Source organism: Streptomyces sp. NPDC052023 (genome assembly GCF_044548465.1).
Taxonomy (GTDB): Bacteria; Actinomycetota; Actinomycetes; order Streptomycetales; family Streptomycetaceae; genus Streptomyces.
Genome location: NZ_JBIUBW010000012.1, coordinates 103,211 through 121,175 on the forward strand (window position 1 = coordinate 103,211; position 17,965 = coordinate 121,175).

The following is a 17,965-nucleotide window of genomic DNA, read 5'->3' on the forward strand; positions in this document are numbered from 1 at the left end:
TAGACCACTACGTGTGTCCATGTATCGAAGGCGGTTTGTTGTTGGAGGCTGTGTGTTGTTGGCGCTTCGCAGCCTAACCCGCCCGGCTCACCTACGGGGCCGGATGGCCATGGCAATTTCCCCGGCAGCCTCCGGTTGCGCACGTCTCGCGCCGTCGCGCGCCCGCGGGGACCCGCCCTCGACCGGTGCGCCGGTGTGGCGGGCGAGGGCGGTGGCGTGCACTCAGCGCGTCTCCGTCACCTTGGCCAGCGCCCTGGGAGCGTCCGGGTCCTGGCCGCGGGCGATCGTGACCTCGTACGCCAGGATCTGGAGGGGGATGATCTCCAGGACGGGCTGGACCTCCTCGGCGACGTTCTCCGTGGGCAGCACGAAGCCGGCACTGGCCCGCCCGACCTCGCTCGCGGGCCCGATGACGACCAGGTCGGCGCCCCGCCCGCGCAGCCGGTCGAGGACGGGCCGCAGCGCCTCCCCGCCCTTGCCGTCGGTGACGACCGCGATGACCGGCGAGACGTTGTCGACCATGGCGAGCGGGCCGTGCAGCAGGTCGGCGCCTGAGTAGGACAGGGCCGGGATGTAGCTGGTCTCCATCAGCTTCAGGGCGGCTTCCTTGGCCGTGGGGTAGCCGAAGCCGCGGGAGGTGATCACCATGCGCTCGGCGAAGCGGTAGCGGGCCGCCAGGGCGCGGACCTCGTCGTGCCGGGCGAGCAGGTCCCCGGCGAGGCCGGGCAGCACCTGGGCCGGGGCGCCGTCGCCGCCGCGCAGGCCCTCGACGAACAGATAGAGAGCGAGGAGAGAGGCCGTGTAGGTCTTGGTCGCGGGGAGCGCCTTCTCCGGTCCCGCCAGGATGTCGATGTGGTACTCGGCCACGCCGGCCAGCGCGGAGTCCGGGTTGTTGGTCACGGCGAGGGTGATCGCGCCGGCCTCGCGGGCGGCCCGCGTGGAGGCGACCAGGTCCGGGGAGCCGCCGGACTGGCTGACGGTGACGACGAGGACGTCGGTGAGGTCGGGACGGGCGCCGTAGGCCGTGACGGTGGACATGGAGGTGAGGCCGCAGGGAAGGCCGAGGCGGACTTCCAGGAGGTACTTGGCGTAGAGGGCGGCGTTGTCGGAGGTGCCGCGGGCGGCCAGCAGGACGAAGCGGGGGGCGCGGGCGGCGATGTCCTCGGCCACCCGGCGGATGGCGGGGGCGCCCTTGTCCAGGATCCGGCGCAGCACCGCGGGCTGCTCCCGCATCTCACGCGCCATGATCCGGCCGGGGACCTCGCTGTGGGGGGCGTGGGGGTCGTGAGGGTAGGGAGGCGTGGCGGGCATGTGGGGTTCCTCTGCGTCGGCGTCGGCTGCGTCGGCTGCGGTGCTGAACGCTGGCGTGCGTGTCGCTCGGCACCATTGCACTCCTCCACAGCGGCGCGCGCCTCCCCGAAGGGCGCTTCCGGGGGCCTGTCTTCACCTGGGAAGGGCCTGCCCTCTCTGTTAGATTGGTCTAAACCACATGGCCCCTTCCGGGTGCCCCTCGAGTCCCCTCTCCAGATCGGCAGGCCCAGCGTGGAAGTTGTCATCGTTCCCGACGCCGAGGCGGGCGGCGAGCTGATCGCCGAGGCCATGGCACAGCTGCTCAGGCGTAAGCCCGGCGCCCTGCTCGGCGTGGCCACCGGCTCGACGCCGCTGCCCGTCTACCAGGCGCTGGCGGCCAGGGTGCGGTCCGGCGCGGTGGACACCTCACGGGCCCGGATAGCGCAGCTCGACGAGTACGTCGGACTGCCGGCCGACCATCCGGAGTCGTACCGGTCGGTGCTGCGGCGCGAAGTGCTGGAGCCGCTCGGGATCGGGATGGACGCGTTCATGGGCCCGGACGGCACGGCCGACGACATCACCGGCGCGTGCGCGGCGTACGACGCGGCGCTGACCGGGGCCGGTGGCGTGGATCTGCAGTTGCTGGGGATCGGGACCGACGGGCACATCGGCTTCAACGAGCCCTGCTCCTCGCTCGCCTCGCGGACCCGGATCAAGACGCTGACCGAGCAGACGCGTGTCGACAACGCGCGGTTCTTCGACGGTGACATCGAGCAGGTGCCGCACCACGTCATCACGCAGGGCATCGGGACGATCCTGGAGGCGCGGCACCTGGTGCTGCTGGCGACGGGTGAGGGCAAGGCGGACGCGGTCGCGGCGACGGTGGAGGGACCGGTCGCGGCCGTGTGCCCGGCGTCGGCGTTGCAGTTGCATCCGCATGCCACGGTGGTGGTCGACGAGGCCGCCGCGTCCAAGCTGAAGCTGGCGGACTACTTCCGGCACACGTACGCCAACAAGCCGCAGTGGCAGGGGATCTAGGTGTATTGATCACGAGCGTTGTCAATGCCGGCGGGGCTTGATCATGGCGAAGACCTCCGGTGTGGTGGAGGTGTCGAGTCTTCACCGCACGGAGGTCTTCGTGTCCCACCGTGATGCCCGGCTGACCGTTCACGGCAGGCGGCTGCTCGTCGAGCGTGTCCGCGCCGGCCGTCCGGTGGCCCATGTCGTTCCAGGGCCTGTCCGGGAATTCGCCTCGTCGCCCGGAGGGGCGGCGGACGGGAGTTGCCGGGCCGGCCCTGGCCTGCCCGGGCCGGTCCGGCCGGCTCACAGCGCGAGGACCAGCGCTCCCGCCAGCACACCCAGGCCCAGCGCGATGCCGAACGGGACCCAGCCGCCGTCCCGCCAGGGGAAGAGGACGTCGAGGGCGAGGCGGCCGGGGCCCACGGCGGCGATGGTGAGCGCGGCGACAGCGATGAGCATGGGGTAGGCGAACGCCGGCGGCCCGGCGGGCCACAGGCTGAACTGGGGCGCCACGGTCATGGCGTTGAACATCACTCCGACCGCGGCCGCGGCGGCCAGCGGGGTGAGCAGCCCGACCGCCAGCCCCAGACCGCCGAGGAGTTCGGAGACACCCGTGAGGGCGGCGAAGAAGGTGCCCGGCTCGTACCCCTGCTGGGCGAAGCCCTTCGCCGTGGCGTCGAGCCCCGACCCGCCGAACCAGCCGAACAGCTTCTGCGCACCGTGCCCCGCCAGGATCAGGCCCACCGCCAGCCGCAGCAGAAGGATCGCCACGTCGGAGGCGCTCAGCGCCCACGGTGCCGGTCTGGTGCCGAAGGCGCCGGCCGAGTGGCGTGGGGGTTGTGTGGTGTGTGTCATCGCGGCGTCACCTCCGGGCACGGCCCTGGTGCGAATCTCCCCCTTTCCGATCCTCCCCTGCCGGGAAGGTGACGTCCAAAGGAGGAGCGCCGCTCGCCTCGGTCACACCCCGGCGATGACCTCCGCGGCCGCCTGCCCGCACACCCGGGCCGCGCCGTGGGTCGCGATGTGCAGGGCACCCCGGGGGGCCGCCTGGGGAACGCCCATCTCGACCACGATCGTGTCCGGGCGGGCACGCAGGAGCGTGTCGAGGGCCGCGGCCATCCACGGGTGCCGGTGCTCGTCGCGGACCACCGCCACGATGCGGCGCTCCCCCGCCGCCGCGAGGGCGGCGCCGCCCGCGACCCGTCCCGCGAACGTGCCCGCTTCCGTGCCCGGCAGCAGGGCGGCCAGCTCGGCCGTGACGCCCCACGGGGTCTCGTCGCCCACGGCGATGTTGGCGACGGGGGTGAGGGCGGCTACGTAGGGAGGCGCGGTGAGCGGCGTGAAGGCCTCCGTGGCGGTGACCCTCAGCGCGCGCCGGGCCGCATGCAGGCCCACCTCGCCGTCCGCCCCGGCCCACCCCGCGGACCGCGTACCCGACGCAGACGCCGACCAGGCCGCCAGCCTGCGCACCCGTTCCGCCGCGTCCGCCAGCCGCTCCTCGGCGAGTTCCCCGGCGCGCACCGCCGCCACCAGGGCGTCCCGCAGACGCCGTACCGTCTCGTCGTCGGCCAGGCCGCCGCCCACACAGATGGCGTCGGCGCCCGCCGCCACGGCCAGGACGCTGCCGCGTTCGATGCCGTAGGTGGCGGAGATGGCCTGCATCTCCATGCCGTCGGTGACGATCAGGCCGTCGTAGCCGAGGTCGCCGCGCAGCAGGTCCGTGAGCACCTTGCCCGACAGTGTCGCCGGACGGTCCGGGTCCAGTGCGGGGACGAGGATGTGGGCGCTCATCACCGCCCGCGAGCCCGCGGCGATCGCGGCGCGGAACGGGGCCAGTTCGCGGTCGCCGAGCACGGCCGGGTCCGCGTCGATGCGGGGGACGGCGTGGTGGGAGTCGACGTTGGTGTCACCGTGGCCGGGGAAGTGCTTGGTGCAGGCCGCCACGCCCGCCGACTGGAGTCCGGTGACGTACGCCGCGGTGTGCCGGGCGACCAGCGCCGGGTCCGCGCCGAAGGACCGGACGCCGATGACGGGGTTGCCGGGGTTGGAGTTCACGTCCGCCGACGGGGCCCAGTTGAAGTTGACCCCGCAGGCGGCGAGGCGGCGGCCCAGTTCGGCGGCCACCTCCCTGGTGAGCTCCACGTCGTCGACCGCGCCGAGCGCGTGGTTGCCGGGGAAAGAGGATCCGGTCCGCACCTCCAGGCGCGTGACGTCACCGCCCTCCTCGTCGATGGCGACCAGGACGTCGTCCCGTTCCGCGCGCAACTGGGCGGTCAGGGCGGTCAGTTGCTCGGGGGTGGCGATGTTGCGGCCGAACAGGCCGACGGAGGCGAGGCCCTCGCCGAGCCGGCGCAGCAGCCAGTCGGGGGCGGCCGTGCCGGTGAAACCGGGCTGGAGGACCGTCAGCGCGTCACGCGTCAGTGTGTCGGTGTCGCTGGCGAAGGTGGTCATCGAGGACGTTATCCCTTCACGGCGCCTGCGGTCAGACCACTGACCGCCTTGCGCTGCAGGAAGACGAAGAGGATCAGAATCGGGATCGCGAACAGCGAGGAGGCCGCCATCGTCGCGCCCCAGTCGTTGCCGAAGACGGTCTGGAAGCTGGTGAGCCACAGCGGCAGTGTCTGCGCCCCGGCCTCCTTGTTGACGACCAGCACGAGGGGGAGCTCGTTCCACGCGGTGATGAAGCCGAACATCGAGGTGGCCATCAGGCCGGGCGCGAGCAGCGGGAAGATGACCTTGCGGAAGGCCTGGCCGCGCGTGCAGCCGTCGACCATCGCCGACTCCTCCAGCTCCCGCGGCACCGCGGCGACGAAGCCGCGCAGCGTCAGGATGGTGAAGGGCAGGATCATCATCGTGTAGAAGAGCGTCAGCGGAACCAGGCTGTTCAGCATCGACGCGTCACGCACGATCATGTAGATCGCGATGACCATGACTTCCCACGGCGCCATCTGCGCCATCATGAAGCCGACGATGAAGCCGCGCCGGCCCTTGAACCGCATCCGGGCCAGGGCGAAGGCCCCGGCGAGCGCGATGAGCAGCGAGAAGACGACCGCGAGCACGGTGACGACCAGCGAGTTGGTGACGAACGTCCAGAAGTTGTCGGCGTCGGTCGCGGTCTTGAAGTGCTCGAAGGTGATGTCGGTCGGGAACCACACCGGGCTCTCCGAGATGATGTCGCCGGTCGGCTTGAACGCCGTGGCGAACATCCAGTACACGGGGAAGACGAAGCCGACGAACAGGACGACGGCCGTGACGTTGGGCCACAGGCGGCCGAAGAGCGAGCGCTTCACAGCTCGTCCTCCTCTTGCTTGAGCACGATCCGCAGGTAGTACGCGGTCAGGGCGAGCAGGATCAGGATGGTCAGGACGGCGATCGCCGCACCCATTCCGTAGTGCTGGTTGCCCACGCCCTCGATGTAGGCGTAGACGGGCAGGATCTCCGTCATCCGGTCGGGACCGCCGCCGTTGAAGGCGTAGACCTGCACGAACGCCTTGAAGACCCAGATGATCTCCAGGAACGTGGTCGCGTACAGGAACGGGCGCAGGAACGGGAACGTGACGGTGGTGAAGATCCGCCAGCCGCCGGCCCCGTCGAGGGCCGCGGCCTCGTACAGCTCGTCCGGGATGGTGGTGGTCGCCGCGTAGAGGTTGAGCGCGACGAAGGGGATCGACATCCAGACGATCAGCACGGTGACGACGAAGAACGTCGACATCTGGCTGCTGGTCCAGCTGTAGTCGGCCATGGAGTGCCAGCCCAGCTTGTCGAGCACCCAGTTGACGACGCCGAAGCGCTGGGCGAACAGCCACTGGTAGACGGTGGTCGCGGCGACCACCGGCATCGCCCAGGCCAGCACCAGCCCGATCATCAGCGTGACGCGCATCCGCTTGCCGAGGCGGGCGAGCAGCAGTCCGACCAGGGCGCCGAAGAGCATGATCAGGGCGACGTTCACCGCCGTGAACAGGATCGATCGCAGGGTGACCCGCCAGAAGTCCCCTCCGGTGAGGGTCTCCTTGTAGTTGTCGATGCCGTTCCACTCGGTGACGTGCTGGATCAGCTGCGCCATGTTGAGGTTCTGGAAGGACAGCAGGACGTCCTTCAGCAGCGGCCAGCCGAGCAGCAGCACGGTGGCCGCGCAGGCCGGCAGCAGCAGCAGATACGGGGCGAGGGCGCCGCCACGCCGCGTGGGCCCGGGAGGTGACCCGCCGTCCGGCTTGCGGATCTGCACCGGACCGGAGGGCGGCCGTTCGGTCTGCACGGTCATGCTCGCGATCTCTCTTCTCGACCTGCGTACGATCGCCGGGGCGGGGCCTGCCGCTTCGGCCTGCCTCCGCCCCGGCTGGAGCACTCGTTACTGCTGCTGCGCCAGGCGCTTGTTGAACTCGTCCTCGACCTGCTTGGCGGCCTCGGCCGGCGTCTTGCCGTTCAGCACGGCGGTCAGGTAGGTCTTGATCGGGTTGGGCGCGTTCTCGACCGCGGCCCACTCCGGGATCAGCGGCGTGGTGCCACCGCCCGCGGCGGCGGGCGCGGCGGCCTCCGCGGCGGCGTTGCCCTTGAGGTTGGTCTGCAGCGACTCCTTGTTGGGGATGACGCCGTTGAGCTTGGCCAGCTGGCCCTCGTGCTTGTCGCTCAGGGCGATCTTCAGGAACTCCTTGGCCAGCTCCTGCTTCTTGCTGCCCGCGGCGACCGCCAGGTTGGAACCGCCGAGGAAGACGCCCTCGGGCTTGTCGGCCGTGGCACCCGGGATCGTGAAGTAGCCGATCTCCTTCTCGATCTTCGGGTTGGCCTCGATCGCGATGCCGGCTTCCCAGCCCATGCCGATGAACGCGCCCACGTTGCCCTTGCCGAAGACCTCACCCTGCTGCGGGGTGGCCTCGTCCTTGTCCTTGGGCGCCTTGGAGAGGGCCTGGAACTTCTTGTAGGTCTCCGCGGCGGCGGCGACCTTCGGGTCGTCGAGGTTGGAGACGTACTTGTCGCCGTCCTTCTTGACCAGCTCGCCGCCCTCGCCGACCACCAGGCCGACGAAGTGGTACCAGTTCTGGCCGGGCAGGTAGATCGGCTCGGCGTCGGTCTTGTCGCCGATCGTCTTCAGCGCGTCGTAGAACTCGTCGCGGGTCTTGGGCGTGTCCTTGATGCCGGCGTCGGCCCAGATCTTCTTGTTGTAGAGGACGACGCGGTTGGCGAAGTACCAGGGCGCCGCGTACTGCTTGCCCTCGAACACCGAGGAGTTGTTGAGCGACTCGGTCCACTCGCCGCCGATCTCGGACTTCAGGTCGGCCAGGTCGGCGAGTCCGCCGGTCTTGGCGTAGGCCGGCGTCTGGGTGTTGCCGATCTCGAAGACGTCCGGCGGGTTCTCCTCGGACAGGGCGGTGGTCAGCTTCTGCTGGATGCCGTTCCACTGCTGGATCTCGAACTTGACCTTGGCCTTGGTCTTCGCCTCGAAGGCGGCGGCGACGTCCTTCTGCCACTGGTCCGGCGAGGAACCGTCCATCACCCACACCGTGAGCGTCTGGCCCGCGTAGCCGTCCGCCCCGGCCTTGCCCTCGCCCTCGTCGCCCTTGTCGCCCCCGCACGCCGCAATGGAGACCATCATCGCCGCGACACCGATCGCGGATATCAGCTTGCGCTTCACGCCACCCTCCTCAGGGATGCCACAAACCCCCCTCGTCCCCGCGGTGACTGACGTACCGCCCTGGGGCCGGGACCTGGACCAATGGTGTAGACCAGTACCGGGGAGCTTGGCCCAGACCATAGGACGTGTCAAGGGTCTCGCGTACGGCCCGACCAGCCGTTATGGGACCTACATATGCAGGAACCTTTAAGTAAGAACCCCTCGAAAACCACGGGTCCTCCACCCAACGCGGGGTAGACCACATGACCTTCGTGGACTAGACCATCGAGGGCGCCGACGGTATACAGGGGGGATCACGGAGCGTGCGGGGAACCTCTCGCGCGTGGTCGTGCCACGATGTGAGCCGCGACCGGCGGACGTCGGTCGGGTCGGTACGTGAGCCGGGAAGGCGGAGCATGAGCACTGAGGTCAGCAGTGCGGAGAACGAGAACGGGACGCCCGTCCGCACCGCACGCGTGCCCAAGTACTACCGCCTGAAAAAGCATCTGCTCGACATGACGGAGACCCTGCCGCCCGGCACGCCGGTCCCGCCCGAGCGCACGCTGGCCGCGGAGTTCGACACCTCCCGCACGACCGTGCGCCAGGCCCTTCAGGAGCTGGTGGTCGAGGGCCGGCTGGAGCGGATCCAGGGCAAGGGCACGTTCGTCGCCAAGCCGAAGGTCTCGCAGGCCCTGCAACTCACCTCGTACACCGAGGACATGCGCGCCCAGGGCCTCGAACCCACCTCACAGCTGCTGGACATCGGCTACATCACCGCGGACGACCGGCTCGCCGAACTGCTCGACATCACCCCCGGCGGCCGGGTCCTGCGCATCGAGCGGCTGCGCATGGCCAACGGGGAGCCGATGGCCATCGAGACCACGCACCTGAGCGCCAAGCGCTTCCCGGCGCTGCGCCGCAGCCTCGTCAAGTACACGTCCCTCTACACCGCCCTCGCCGAGGTGTACGACGTCCACCTCGCGGAGGCCGAGGAGACCATCGAGACCTCGCTGGCCACCCCCAGGGAGGCCGGCCTGCTCGGCACCGACGTCGGCCTGCCGATGCTGATGCTGTCCCGGCACTCGCTGGACCGGGAGGGCAAGCCGGTGGAGTGGGTGCGCTCGGTGTACCGCGGCGACCGCTACAAGTTCGTGGCCCGGCTCAGGCGGCCCGAGGCATGATCCTGTCCGCGGTGTAGCCCAGGTCACACCCCCTGTCCTGCGGTCCTTCCGTAACGCATACGACGGGAGGACGACCCGTGCGCACAGCGAACGCCCGAACCATCGTCCTCTGGAGTCTCGTCGCCCTCGTCGGCGCCGCCGGCTGGACCGTGCTCGCGCTGTCGCGGGGGGGGAGGACGTCTCCGCCGCCTGGATGGTCGCGGCGGCCCTCGGCTCCTACGCGATCGCCTACCGCTTCTACGCGAAGTTCATCGCGTACAGGGTCCTCAAGGTCGACAGGACCCGCGCCACCCCGGCGGAGCGCCTCGACAACGGCATGACTACCACCCCACCGACCGCCGCGTCCTGCTCGGCCACCACTTCGCCGCGATCGCCGGCGCCGGACCCCTGGTCGGCCCCGTGCTCGCGGCCCAGATGGGCTATCTGCCCGGCACGATCTGGATCATCGCCGGCGTCATCTTCGCGGGCGCGGTGCAGGACATGGTGGTGCTGTTCTTCTCGACCCGCCGGAACGGCCGCTCGCTCGGCCAGATGGCGCGGGAGGAGATCGGCCCGTTCGGCGGCGCGGCGGCGCTGCTCGCCGCGTTCGCGATCATGATCATCCTGCTCGGCGTGCTGGCCCTGGTCATCGTCGACGCCCTCGCCGAGTCCCCCTGGGGCACCTTCTCCATCGCGATGACCGTGCCGATCGCCCTGGTGATGGGCTTCTACCTGCGCGTCCTGCGGCCCGGCCGGGTCGCCGAGGTGCGCCTCTCGGGGTCAGCCTGCTGCTGCTCGCGCTGATCGCGGGCCGCTGGGTCGCCGAGTCTGGGCCGAGGCCTTCACCCTCGCCCCGTCGACGCTGGTCATCTGGCTGGTGGCGTACGGCTCATCGCGTCGATCCTGCCGGTGTGGATGCTGCTCGCGCCTCGCGACCACCTCTCCACCTTCATGAAGATCGGCACGATCCTGCTGCTCGCCCTCGGTGTCGTCATCGCGCTCCCGACGCTGAAGATGGACCCGGTCACCGACTTCGCCTCCCGCGGCGACGGCCCGGTGTTCGCGGGCTCCCTCTTCCCGTTCGTCTTCATCACGATCGCCTGCGGAGCGCTGTCGGGCTTCCACGCGCTGATCTCGTCCGGCACCACACCGAAGATGATCCAGAAGGAGACGCAGGTCCGGATGATCGGCTACGGCTCCATGCTGATGGAGTCGTCCGTCGCCGTGATGGCGCTGATCGCGGCGAGCATCATCGACCCCGGTCTGTACTTCGCGACGAACGCGCCCGCCGGCGTCATCGGCACGAGTGTGGAGCAGGCCTCGCAGGTGGTGAGCGGCTGGGGCTACCAGATCTCCCCCGAGCAACTCGCCGCCGCGGCGAAGAGCGTCGAGGAGTCCACGCTGCTGTCCCGCACCGGCGGGGCGCCCACCCTCGCCGTCGGTGTCTCGCAGATCTTCTCGGAGGTGACCGGCGGCGGACTCAAGGCGTTCTGGTACCACTTCGCGATCATGTTCGAGGCGCTGTTCCTCCTGACCGCGCTGGACGCCGGCACACGCGTGGGCCGGTTCATGCTCCAGGACACCCTGGGCAACGTCTACAAGCCCTTCCGCAACGTCAGCTGGAAGCCGGGCCTGATCATCACCAGCGCGATCGTCTGCGGGATGTGGGGCTACTTCCTCTGGGTGGGCGTCCACGAGCCCCTCGGCGGCATCAACCAGCTGTTCCCGGTCTTCGGTATCTCCAACCAGCTGCTGGCCGCCGTGGCGCTGGCCGTCTGCACGACGCTGCTGATCAAGTCCGGCCGCCTCAAGTGGGCCTGGATCACGGGCGTCCCGCTCGCCCGGGACGCCGTCGTCACCCTGACCGCCAGCTGGCAGAAGGTCTTCTCCAGCGACCCCAAGGTCGGCTTCTTCAAGCAGCGGCAGGTCTTCCAGGACGCCATCGACCGGGGCGAGATCCTGCCGCCGGCCAAGTCGATGGACGACATGCACACCGTCGTCACCAACTCCACCGTGGACGGCGTCCTGACCGCCGTGCTGGCCCTGCTGATCGTCGTCGTGCTCGCGGACGCCACGCGGATCTGCGTACGGCACATCCGGCGGCCCGCGCTCACCACGCTCAGCGAGGCGCCGTACGTCGAGTCGAAGCTCGTGGCACCGGCCGGCCTGATCGCCACGCGGGAGGAGAAGGAGGAGGTCCGCCGTGCGACCGTCGGCACTGCTGCGCCGGGTGACTAGCGGGGTGCGCTGGTACGTCCGTGAGCTGACCGACGAGTCGGCCTACGACCGCTATGTCACGCATGTCCGAAAGGATCATCCCGACGTCGGGGTACCCACCCGGCGGGAGTTCGAGCGAATGCGGACGGACCGGCAGGAAAAGGACCCGCGGCAGGGCTTCCGCTGCTGCTGAGGTACCGGTATCTGAACAAGGGCTTCCGGTAGCGGGACACCGTGACCTAGATTGCCTGCGCGTTACACCAGGTGATCAGCGAGGGGACGGAGTCGTCCGATGTCAGAAGCCCCAGATGTGAACAGAGGGCCGGTGGTGACGCCTGTGCGCGTCGTCGTCGCCCTCTGCCTGATAGCACCGTTCGCGTCCATGCTCTGGGTGAGCTCGTACGCGAAGACGGACCCGACGTTCATCGGCATCCCGTTCTTCTACTGGTACCAGATGGCCTGGGTCGTGATCTCCACCGGCCTCACCATGATCGCGTACTGGCTGTGGCAGCGTGACCAGCGCGCCCGCAAGGCTCAGGGGGGTGCCGGAGCATGAAGGACGGCGTGAACGGCGTCGCACTCGCCGTCTTCATCCTCTTCTTCCTCGCCGTCACGGTGATGGGCTTCCTGGCCGCGCGCTGGCGCAAGGCCGAGAACGAGCACAGCCTCGACGAATGGGGCCTGGGCGGCCGGTCGTTCGGCACCTGGATCACCTGGTTCCTGCTCGGCGGCGACCTCTACACGGCGTACACCTTCGTCGCCGTGCCGGCGGCGATCTACGCGGCGGGCGCGGCCGGATTCTTCGCCGTCCCGTACACGATCCTCATCTACCCGATGATGTTCGTCTTCCTGCCGCGCCTGTGGTCGGTCTCGCACAAGCACGGTTACGTCACCACCTCGGACTTCGTCCGCGGCCGCTTCGGTTCCAAGGGCCTGTCCCTGGCGGTGGCGGTCACCGGCATCCTCGCGACCATGCCGTACATCGCGCTCCAGCTCGTCGGCATCCAGGCCGTGCTGGACGTGATGGGCATCGGCGGCGGCGAGGACACCAACTGGTTCATCAAGGACCTGCCGCTGCTGATCGCCTTCGGCGTGCTGGCGGCGTACACGTACTCGTCGGGTCTGCGGGCGCCGGCCCTGATCGCGTTCGTCAAGGACGCGCTGATCTACATCGTCATCGCCGTCGCCATCATCTACATCCCCATCAAGCTGGGCGGCTTCGACGACATCTTCAGCGCGGCGAGCGACAAGTACGAGGCGGCCGGTGCGGGCGGGCTCGTGCCGAACGCGGCCTCGCAGTGGACGTACGCCACGCTGGCGCTGGGCTCGGCGCTCGCGCTGTTCATGTACCCGCACAGCGTCACGGCGGTGCTCTCCAGCCGCAGCAGGGACGTGATCCGCCGCAACTCCACGATCCTGCCGCTGTACTCGCTGATGCTGGGCCTGCTGGGCCTGCTCGGCTTCATGGCGATCGCGGCCGGCGTCAAGGTGGAGAACGGCCAGCTGGCGATCCCCCAGCTCTTCGAGAACATGTTCCCGGACTGGTTCACCGGCGTCGCGTTCGCGGCGATCGGCATCGGCGCGCTGGTCCCGGCGGCCATCATGTCGATCGCGGCGGCCAACCTCTTCACCCGCAACATCTACAAGGACTTCCTCAAGCCGGACGCCACACCCGCGCAGGAGACCAAGGTCTCCAAGCTGGTGTCGCTGCTGGTGAAGGTCGGCGCGCTCGTCTTCGTCCTGGGCATGGACAAGACGGTCGCCATCAACTTCCAGCTGCTGGGCGGCATCTGGATCCTCCAGACCATGCCCGCCCTGGTCGGCGGCCTGTTCACGCGCTGGTTCCACCGCTGGGCCCTGCTGGCCGGCTGGGCGGTCGGCATGATCTACGGCACGGTCGCCGCGTACGGCGTCGCCTCCCCGACGCAGAAGCACTTCGGCGGCTCGTCGGCGGAGATCCCCGGCATCGGTGAGATCGGCTACATCGGCCTCACGGCGTTCGTCCTGAACCTGGTGGTCACGGTGGTCCTCACCTTCGTCCTGAAGGCCGTGAAGGCCCCTGAGGGCGTCGACGAGACCAGGCCCGAGGACTACACGGCGGACGCGGGCGACCCCGGCGTCCAGGTGGAACTGCCGCCGGCGACCGCGGGAGCGAGTCACTAGGGAACGCGAGCACAACGCCCCTCAAGGGGCCGGGGACTGTAGCGATATGCGGCTCCGCCGCCCGGGCGCGACACCCCCCACGACCCGCAGCGGGCCGCCGGCATCAAGCACAACGGCGGCCCGCTGTCGTGCACACTCCCCCCATGGACTTCGTCATCCGCCCCGCACTGCCCACCGACTACGCCACCCTCGGCGACATCACAGCCCAGGCCTACCTCCAGGACGGCCTGCTCGACTTCGGCGAGAGCGACGAATACCTCGGTGAACTCAGGGACGTCGCCAAACGGGCCGCCGCAGCCGAAGTCCTGGTGGCCGCACAGAACGGCCGTGTCCTCGGCGGCGTGACCTTCGTCCCGTCCGGCGGCCCCATGGCCGACATAGCCCGCCCCGCGGAGGCCGAGATCCGCATGCTGGCCGTCGCCCGGGAGGCCCGCGGCCGAGGCGTGGGCGAGGCACTCGTACGCGCCTGCATCGACCGCGCACGCACCACGGACGGCTGCACCGGCATCGTCCTCTCCACCCAGCGCACCATGCACACGGCCCACCGCATCTACGAACGCCTCGGCTTCACCCGCACACCCGACCGCGACTGGAACCCCCTCCCCGAGCTGGACGACATCACGCTCCTCACCTACGAGTTGACGCTCTGAAGTCATCGGCGACACAACATATGGGGGCGCCATCGGCACCCGGCACTAGATGTATGCTCATGCTCGCTGTCGCCGCAGGGGAATCCGGTGCGAATCCGGAACTGTCCCGCAACGGTGTACTTGTGCATGTCTGTGCACAGGAGTCAGTCCGAGGACCTGCCGACAGTGCGCCCGGCCAACCGGTCCGGGTGTCCTGACGTCCGGGTCTCGTGGAATGGGCCGGTGGACGCGACGCCCCGTGCGCTCGTGTGCTGCCCCCTGCCCTCGGCGAGGCCCCCGTGCCGAGCGAGGGAGAGCCCCACGTGACCATCGCGCCAGCCGCACCGGCCGAAGCGACAACGGTGGAAGTGGAATCCGACGGTCCCGGAACCGCGCTGCTGCGGACCCTGACCGAGCTGACCGCCGACCTCCCTGACGCCGACCCCGGCCGGGTCGCCGCCGCTTCGCTGCGCGGCCGCTCCGCGCGGGCCGACGAGACCGAGCTGCGGGAGCTGGCGACGGAGGCCGCCGCCGGCCTCATCTCCGAGGACCCCGCCTACTCCCGGCTCGCCGCCCGGCTGCTGACCGTCTCCATCGCCGCCGAAGCCGCCTCCCAGGGCGTCACGACCTTCACGGAGTCCGTCGCCGTGGGGCACCGGGAAGGCCTCATCGCCGACCGCACGGCCGGCTTCGTGCGCCTGCACGCCGACCGCCTCGACGCCCTGATCGACCCGGCCGGCGACGACCGCTTCGGCTATTTCGGCCTGCGCACGCTGCACAGCCGCTATCTGCTCCGGCACCCGATCACCCGCAAGGTCGTCGAGACGCCCCAGCACTTCATGCTGCGCGTCGCCGCCGGTCTCGCCGAGGACGACACCCCCCGGTCGGTGGACGAAGTCGCCGCGCTCTACAGGCTCATGAGCCGCCTGGACTACCTCCCCTCCTCCCCGACCCTCTTCAACTCCGGCACCCGCCACCCCCAGATGTCGTCCTGCTACCTCCTGGACTCCCCCCTGGACGAGCTGGACTCCATCTACGACCGCTACCACCAGGTCGCCCGGCTCTCCAAGCACGCCGGGGGCATCGGGCTGTCGTACTCCCGGATCCGTTCCCGTGGCTCGCTGATCCGCGGCACCAACGGCCACTCCAACGGCATCGTCCCGTTCCTGAAGACGCTGGACGCCTCGGTCGCCGCCGTGAACCAGGGCGGCCGGCGCAAGGGCGCGGCCGCCGTCTACCTGGAGACGTGGCACTCCGACATCGAGGAGTTCCTGGAGCTGCGGGACAACACCGGTGAGGACGCCCGCCGTACGCACAACCTCAACCTCGCGCACTGGATCCCGGACGAGTTCATGCGCCGGGTGAACGCGGACGCGCCGTGGTCGCTGTTCTCGCCGTCGGACGTTCCCGAGCTGGTCGACCTGTGGGGCGAGGAGTTCGACGCCGCGTACCGCGCGGCCGAGGAGAAGGGCCTGGCGAAGAAGACGCTGCCCGCCCGCGAGCTGTACGGCCGGATGATGCGCACCCTCGCGCAGACCGGCAACGGCTGGATGACCTTCAAGGACGCCGCCAACCGCACCGCCAACCAGACCGCCGAGCCCGGCCACGTCATCCACTCCTCGAACCTCTGCACGGAGATCCTGGAGGTCACGAGCGACGGGGAGACGGCCGTCTGCAACCTGGGCTCGGTCAACCTGGGCGCGTTCGTCGTGGACGACGACATCGACTGGGAGCGGCTCGACGCGACCGTCCGCACCGCCGTCACGTTCCTCGACCGCGTCGTCGACATCAACTTCTACCCGACCGAGGAGGCGGGCCGCTCCAACTCCCGGTGGCGGCCGGTCGGCCTCGGCGCGATGGGCCTGCAGGACGTCTTCTTCAAGCTGCGGCTGCCGTTCGACTCGCCCGAGGCCAAGGCCCTCTCCACCCGCATCGCCGAGCGCGTCATGCTCGCCGCGTACGAGGCGTCCGCCGACCTCGCCGAGCGCAACGGGCCGCTGCCGGCGTGGGACAAGACCCGCGCCGCCCGTGGGGTGCTCCACCCCGACCACTACGGCGTCGAGCCGGCCTGGCCGGAGCGCTGGGCCGCCCTGCGCGAGCGGATCGCCGCGGTCGGCATGCGCAACTCCCTGCTGCTGGCCATCGCCCCCACCGCGACGATCGCCTCGATCGCCGGTGTCTACGAGTGCATCGAGCCGCAGGTCTCGAACCTCTTCAAGCGTGAGACGCTGTCCGGCGAGTTCCTCCAGGTCAACTCCTACCTGGTGCAGGAGCTGAAGGCGCTCGGCGTCTGGGACGCCCGCACCCGTGAGGCGCTGCGCGAGGCGAACGGCTCGGTGCAGGAGTTCGCCTGGATCCCCGAGGACGTACGGCGGCTCTACCGCACGGCGTGGGAGATCCCGCAGCGCGGGCTCATCGACATGGCGGCCGCGCGGACCCCGTACCTCGACCAGGCCCAGTCGCTGAACCTCTTCCTGGAGACGCCGACCATCGGCAAGCTCTCCTCGATGTACGCCTACGCCTGGAAGTCGGGCCTGAAGACGACGTACTACCTGCGCTCACGCCCGGCGACCCGGATCGCCCGCGCGGCCCAGGCACAAGACCGAGCCACCATCCCCGTACAGGCGACGCCCGAGCCCGAAGCGGTCGCCTGCTCCCTGGAAAACCCCGAGTCCTGCGAGGCCTGCCAGTAATGTCCAGCCGTTCCCAGAACCTTCTCGACCCCGGCTTCGAGCTGACTCTGCGTCCGATGCGCTACCCGGACTTCTACGAGCGCTACCGGGACGCCATCAAGAACACCTGGACCGTGGAGGAGGTCGACCTCCACTCGGACGTCGCCGACCTCGCGAAGCTCTCCCCGGAGGAGCAGCACCTGATCGGCCGCCTCGTGGCGTTCTTCGCGACGGGCGACTCGATCGTGGCGAACAACCTGGTGCTGACGCTGTACAAGCACATCAACTCCCCCGAGGCACGGCTCTACCTGAGCCGCCAGCTGTTCGAGGAGGCGGTGCACGTCCAGTTCTACCTGACCCTGCTGGACACCTACCTCCCCGACCCGCAGGACCGGGCGGCGGCCTTCGACGCCGTCGAGAACATCCCGTCCATCCGCGAGAAGGCCGGGTTCTGCTTCAAGTGGATCAATGAGGTCGAGAAGCTGGACCGCCTGGAGTCCAAGGCCGACCGCCGCCGCTTCCTGCTCAACCTCATCTGCTTCGCCGCGTGCATCGAGGGCCTGTTCTTCTACGGCGCCTTCGCGTACGTCTACTGGTTCCGCAGCCGGGGTCTGCTGCACGGCCTGGCGACCGGCACCAACTGGGTGTTCCGCGACGAGACCATGCACATGAGCTTCGCGTTCGACGTGGTCGACACCGTCCGCAAGGAGGAGCCGGACCTCTTCGACGACGAGCTCCAGCAGCAGGTCACCGGCATGCTGCGGGAGGCCGTCGAGGCCGAGCTGCAGTTCGCGCGCGACCTCTGTGGTGACGGCCTCCCGGGCATGAACACCGACTCGATGCGGCAGTACCTGGAGTGCGTCGCCGACCAGCGCCTGACGCGCCTCGGCTTCGCCCCGGTCTACGGCTCCGAGAACCCCTTCTCCTTCATGGAGCTTCAGGGGGTTCAGGAGCTGACCAACTTCTTCGAGCGGCGTCCCTCCGCGTACCAGGTCGCCGTGGAGGGCACGGTCGACCTGGACGAGGACTTCTGATCCTCCTTCTCCCTGAAGCGGTCCTGGGCCTCCCTGATCTCCCGGTCGACGCGTCGCTCGTGCGCGATGCCGATGAGGGCGGGGAGGACCATGACCGCGAAGAGTCCGGCCACGGCCAGCATTCCGATGAGGGCTTCGATGTGGTTCGCGTTCATGACACCACTCTCGCGCC

15 protein-coding genes, 1 pseudogene and 1 riboswitch are annotated in these 17,965 nt (G+C 69.7%); of the genes and pseudogenes, 9 read left to right on the forward strand and 7 right to left on the reverse strand.

Going from position 1 to position 17,965, the window contains the following annotated elements:
* Positions 1–222 precede the first annotated feature (222 nt).
* On the reverse strand, positions 223–1,311 hold the full coding sequence (locus ACIHCM_RS23700) for an SIS domain-containing protein (protein WP_399899087.1): 1,089 nt from the start codon (positions 1,309–1,311) through the stop codon (positions 223–225).
* Positions 1,312–1,542: 231 nt separating this feature from the next.
* Here ACIHCM_RS23700 and nagB point away from each other — a divergent pair, with 231 nt between their 5' ends.
* Positions 1,543–2,328, forward strand: a complete 786-nt coding sequence (nagB, locus tag ACIHCM_RS23705) for a glucosamine-6-phosphate deaminase (protein WP_399899090.1) — start codon at positions 1,543–1,545, stop codon at positions 2,326–2,328.
* A 285-nt stretch (positions 2,329–2,613) separates the two neighbouring features.
* Here the strand turns inward: nagB and ACIHCM_RS23710 are convergent, their stop codons facing one another.
* From ACIHCM_RS23710 to ACIHCM_RS23730, 5 genes are all read right to left on the reverse strand, one after another.
* Positions 2,614–3,165, reverse strand: a complete 552-nt coding sequence (locus tag ACIHCM_RS23710) for a DoxX family protein (RefSeq protein ID WP_399899093.1) — start codon at positions 3,163–3,165, stop codon at positions 2,614–2,616.
* 102 nt (positions 3,166–3,267) lie between these two features.
* Positions 3,268–4,761, reverse strand: a complete 1,494-nt coding sequence (locus ACIHCM_RS23715) for a glycoside hydrolase family 3 protein (RefSeq protein ID WP_399899096.1) — start codon at positions 4,759–4,761, stop codon at positions 3,268–3,270.
* Positions 4,762–4,769: 8 nt separating this feature from the next.
* Positions 4,770–5,600, reverse strand: coding sequence for a carbohydrate ABC transporter permease (locus ACIHCM_RS23720; protein ID WP_393105465.1), 831 nt, complete (start codon positions 5,598–5,600; stop codon positions 4,770–4,772).
* Positions 5,597–6,571 carry a carbohydrate ABC transporter permease gene (locus tag ACIHCM_RS23725; protein WP_399899099.1) on the reverse strand — a complete coding sequence of 325 codons (975 nt, stop codon included), beginning with the start codon at positions 6,569–6,571 and terminating at the stop codon, positions 5,597–5,599. The genes ACIHCM_RS23720 and ACIHCM_RS23725 overlap by 4 nt, the downstream gene beginning before the upstream one ends.
* A gap of 87 nt (positions 6,572–6,658) precedes the next feature.
* Positions 6,659–7,939 (reverse strand): extracellular solute-binding protein, encoded by a 1,281-nt coding sequence (locus tag ACIHCM_RS23730; RefSeq protein ID WP_399899102.1) that lies wholly within the window; start codon positions 7,937–7,939, stop codon positions 6,659–6,661.
* Positions 7,940–8,334: 395 nt separating this feature from the next.
* On the opposite strand from ACIHCM_RS23730, the gene ACIHCM_RS23735 reads away from it, so the two are divergent.
* The 8 genes and pseudogenes from ACIHCM_RS23735 (at position 8,335) to ACIHCM_RS23770 (ending at position 17,793) form a co-directional block, all read left to right on the forward strand.
* Positions 8,335–9,099: a GntR family transcriptional regulator gene (locus ACIHCM_RS23735; RefSeq protein WP_393105471.1), complete on the forward strand. Its 765-nt coding sequence runs from the start codon at positions 8,335–8,337 to the stop codon at positions 9,097–9,099.
* Positions 9,100–9,292: 193 nt separating this feature from the next.
* A pseudogene (locus ACIHCM_RS23740) lies at positions 9,293–11,316 on the forward strand (carbon starvation CstA family protein).
* Positions 11,282–11,488: a YbdD/YjiX family protein gene (locus ACIHCM_RS23745; protein WP_399899106.1), complete on the forward strand. Its 207-nt coding sequence runs from the start codon at positions 11,282–11,284 to the stop codon at positions 11,486–11,488. Before ACIHCM_RS23740 ends, ACIHCM_RS23745 begins: the two are co-directional and overlap by 35 nt.
* A 99-nt stretch (positions 11,489–11,587) precedes the next feature.
* Positions 11,588–11,851 (forward strand): DUF3311 domain-containing protein, encoded by a 264-nt coding sequence (locus tag ACIHCM_RS23750; protein ID WP_399899108.1) that lies wholly within the window; start codon positions 11,588–11,590, stop codon positions 11,849–11,851.
* A complete protein-coding gene (gene mctP, locus ACIHCM_RS23755; protein ID WP_399899111.1) occupies positions 11,848–13,458 on the forward strand; it encodes a monocarboxylate uptake permease MctP in 1,611 nt (536 codons plus the stop codon). The genes ACIHCM_RS23750 and mctP overlap by 4 nt, the downstream gene beginning before the upstream one ends.
* Before the next feature lie 143 nt (positions 13,459–13,601).
* Positions 13,602–14,108, forward strand: a complete 507-nt coding sequence (locus tag ACIHCM_RS23760; RefSeq protein WP_399899114.1) for a GNAT family N-acetyltransferase — start codon at positions 13,602–13,604, stop codon at positions 14,106–14,108.
* Positions 14,109–14,124: 16 nt separating this feature from the next.
* Positions 14,125–14,287: riboswitch (cobalamin riboswitch) on the forward strand.
* Between the two features lie 123 nt (positions 14,288–14,410).
* Positions 14,411–16,780: a ribonucleoside-diphosphate reductase subunit alpha gene (locus ACIHCM_RS23765; RefSeq protein WP_399899117.1), complete on the forward strand. Its 2,370-nt coding sequence runs from the start codon at positions 14,411–14,413 to the stop codon at positions 16,778–16,780.
* Entirely contained in the window at positions 16,780–17,793 is a 1,014-nt protein-coding gene (locus tag ACIHCM_RS23770; protein WP_399899119.1) for a ribonucleotide-diphosphate reductase subunit beta, read from the forward strand. The genes ACIHCM_RS23765 and ACIHCM_RS23770 overlap by 1 nt, the downstream gene beginning before the upstream one ends.
* Here ACIHCM_RS23770 and ACIHCM_RS23775 read toward each other — a convergent pair.
* A complete protein-coding gene (locus tag ACIHCM_RS23775) occupies positions 17,706–17,948 on the reverse strand; it encodes a hypothetical protein (RefSeq protein WP_399899122.1) in 243 nt (80 codons plus the stop codon). The genes ACIHCM_RS23770 and ACIHCM_RS23775 overlap by 88 nt on opposite strands.
* Positions 17,949–17,965: the final 17 nt, after the last annotated feature.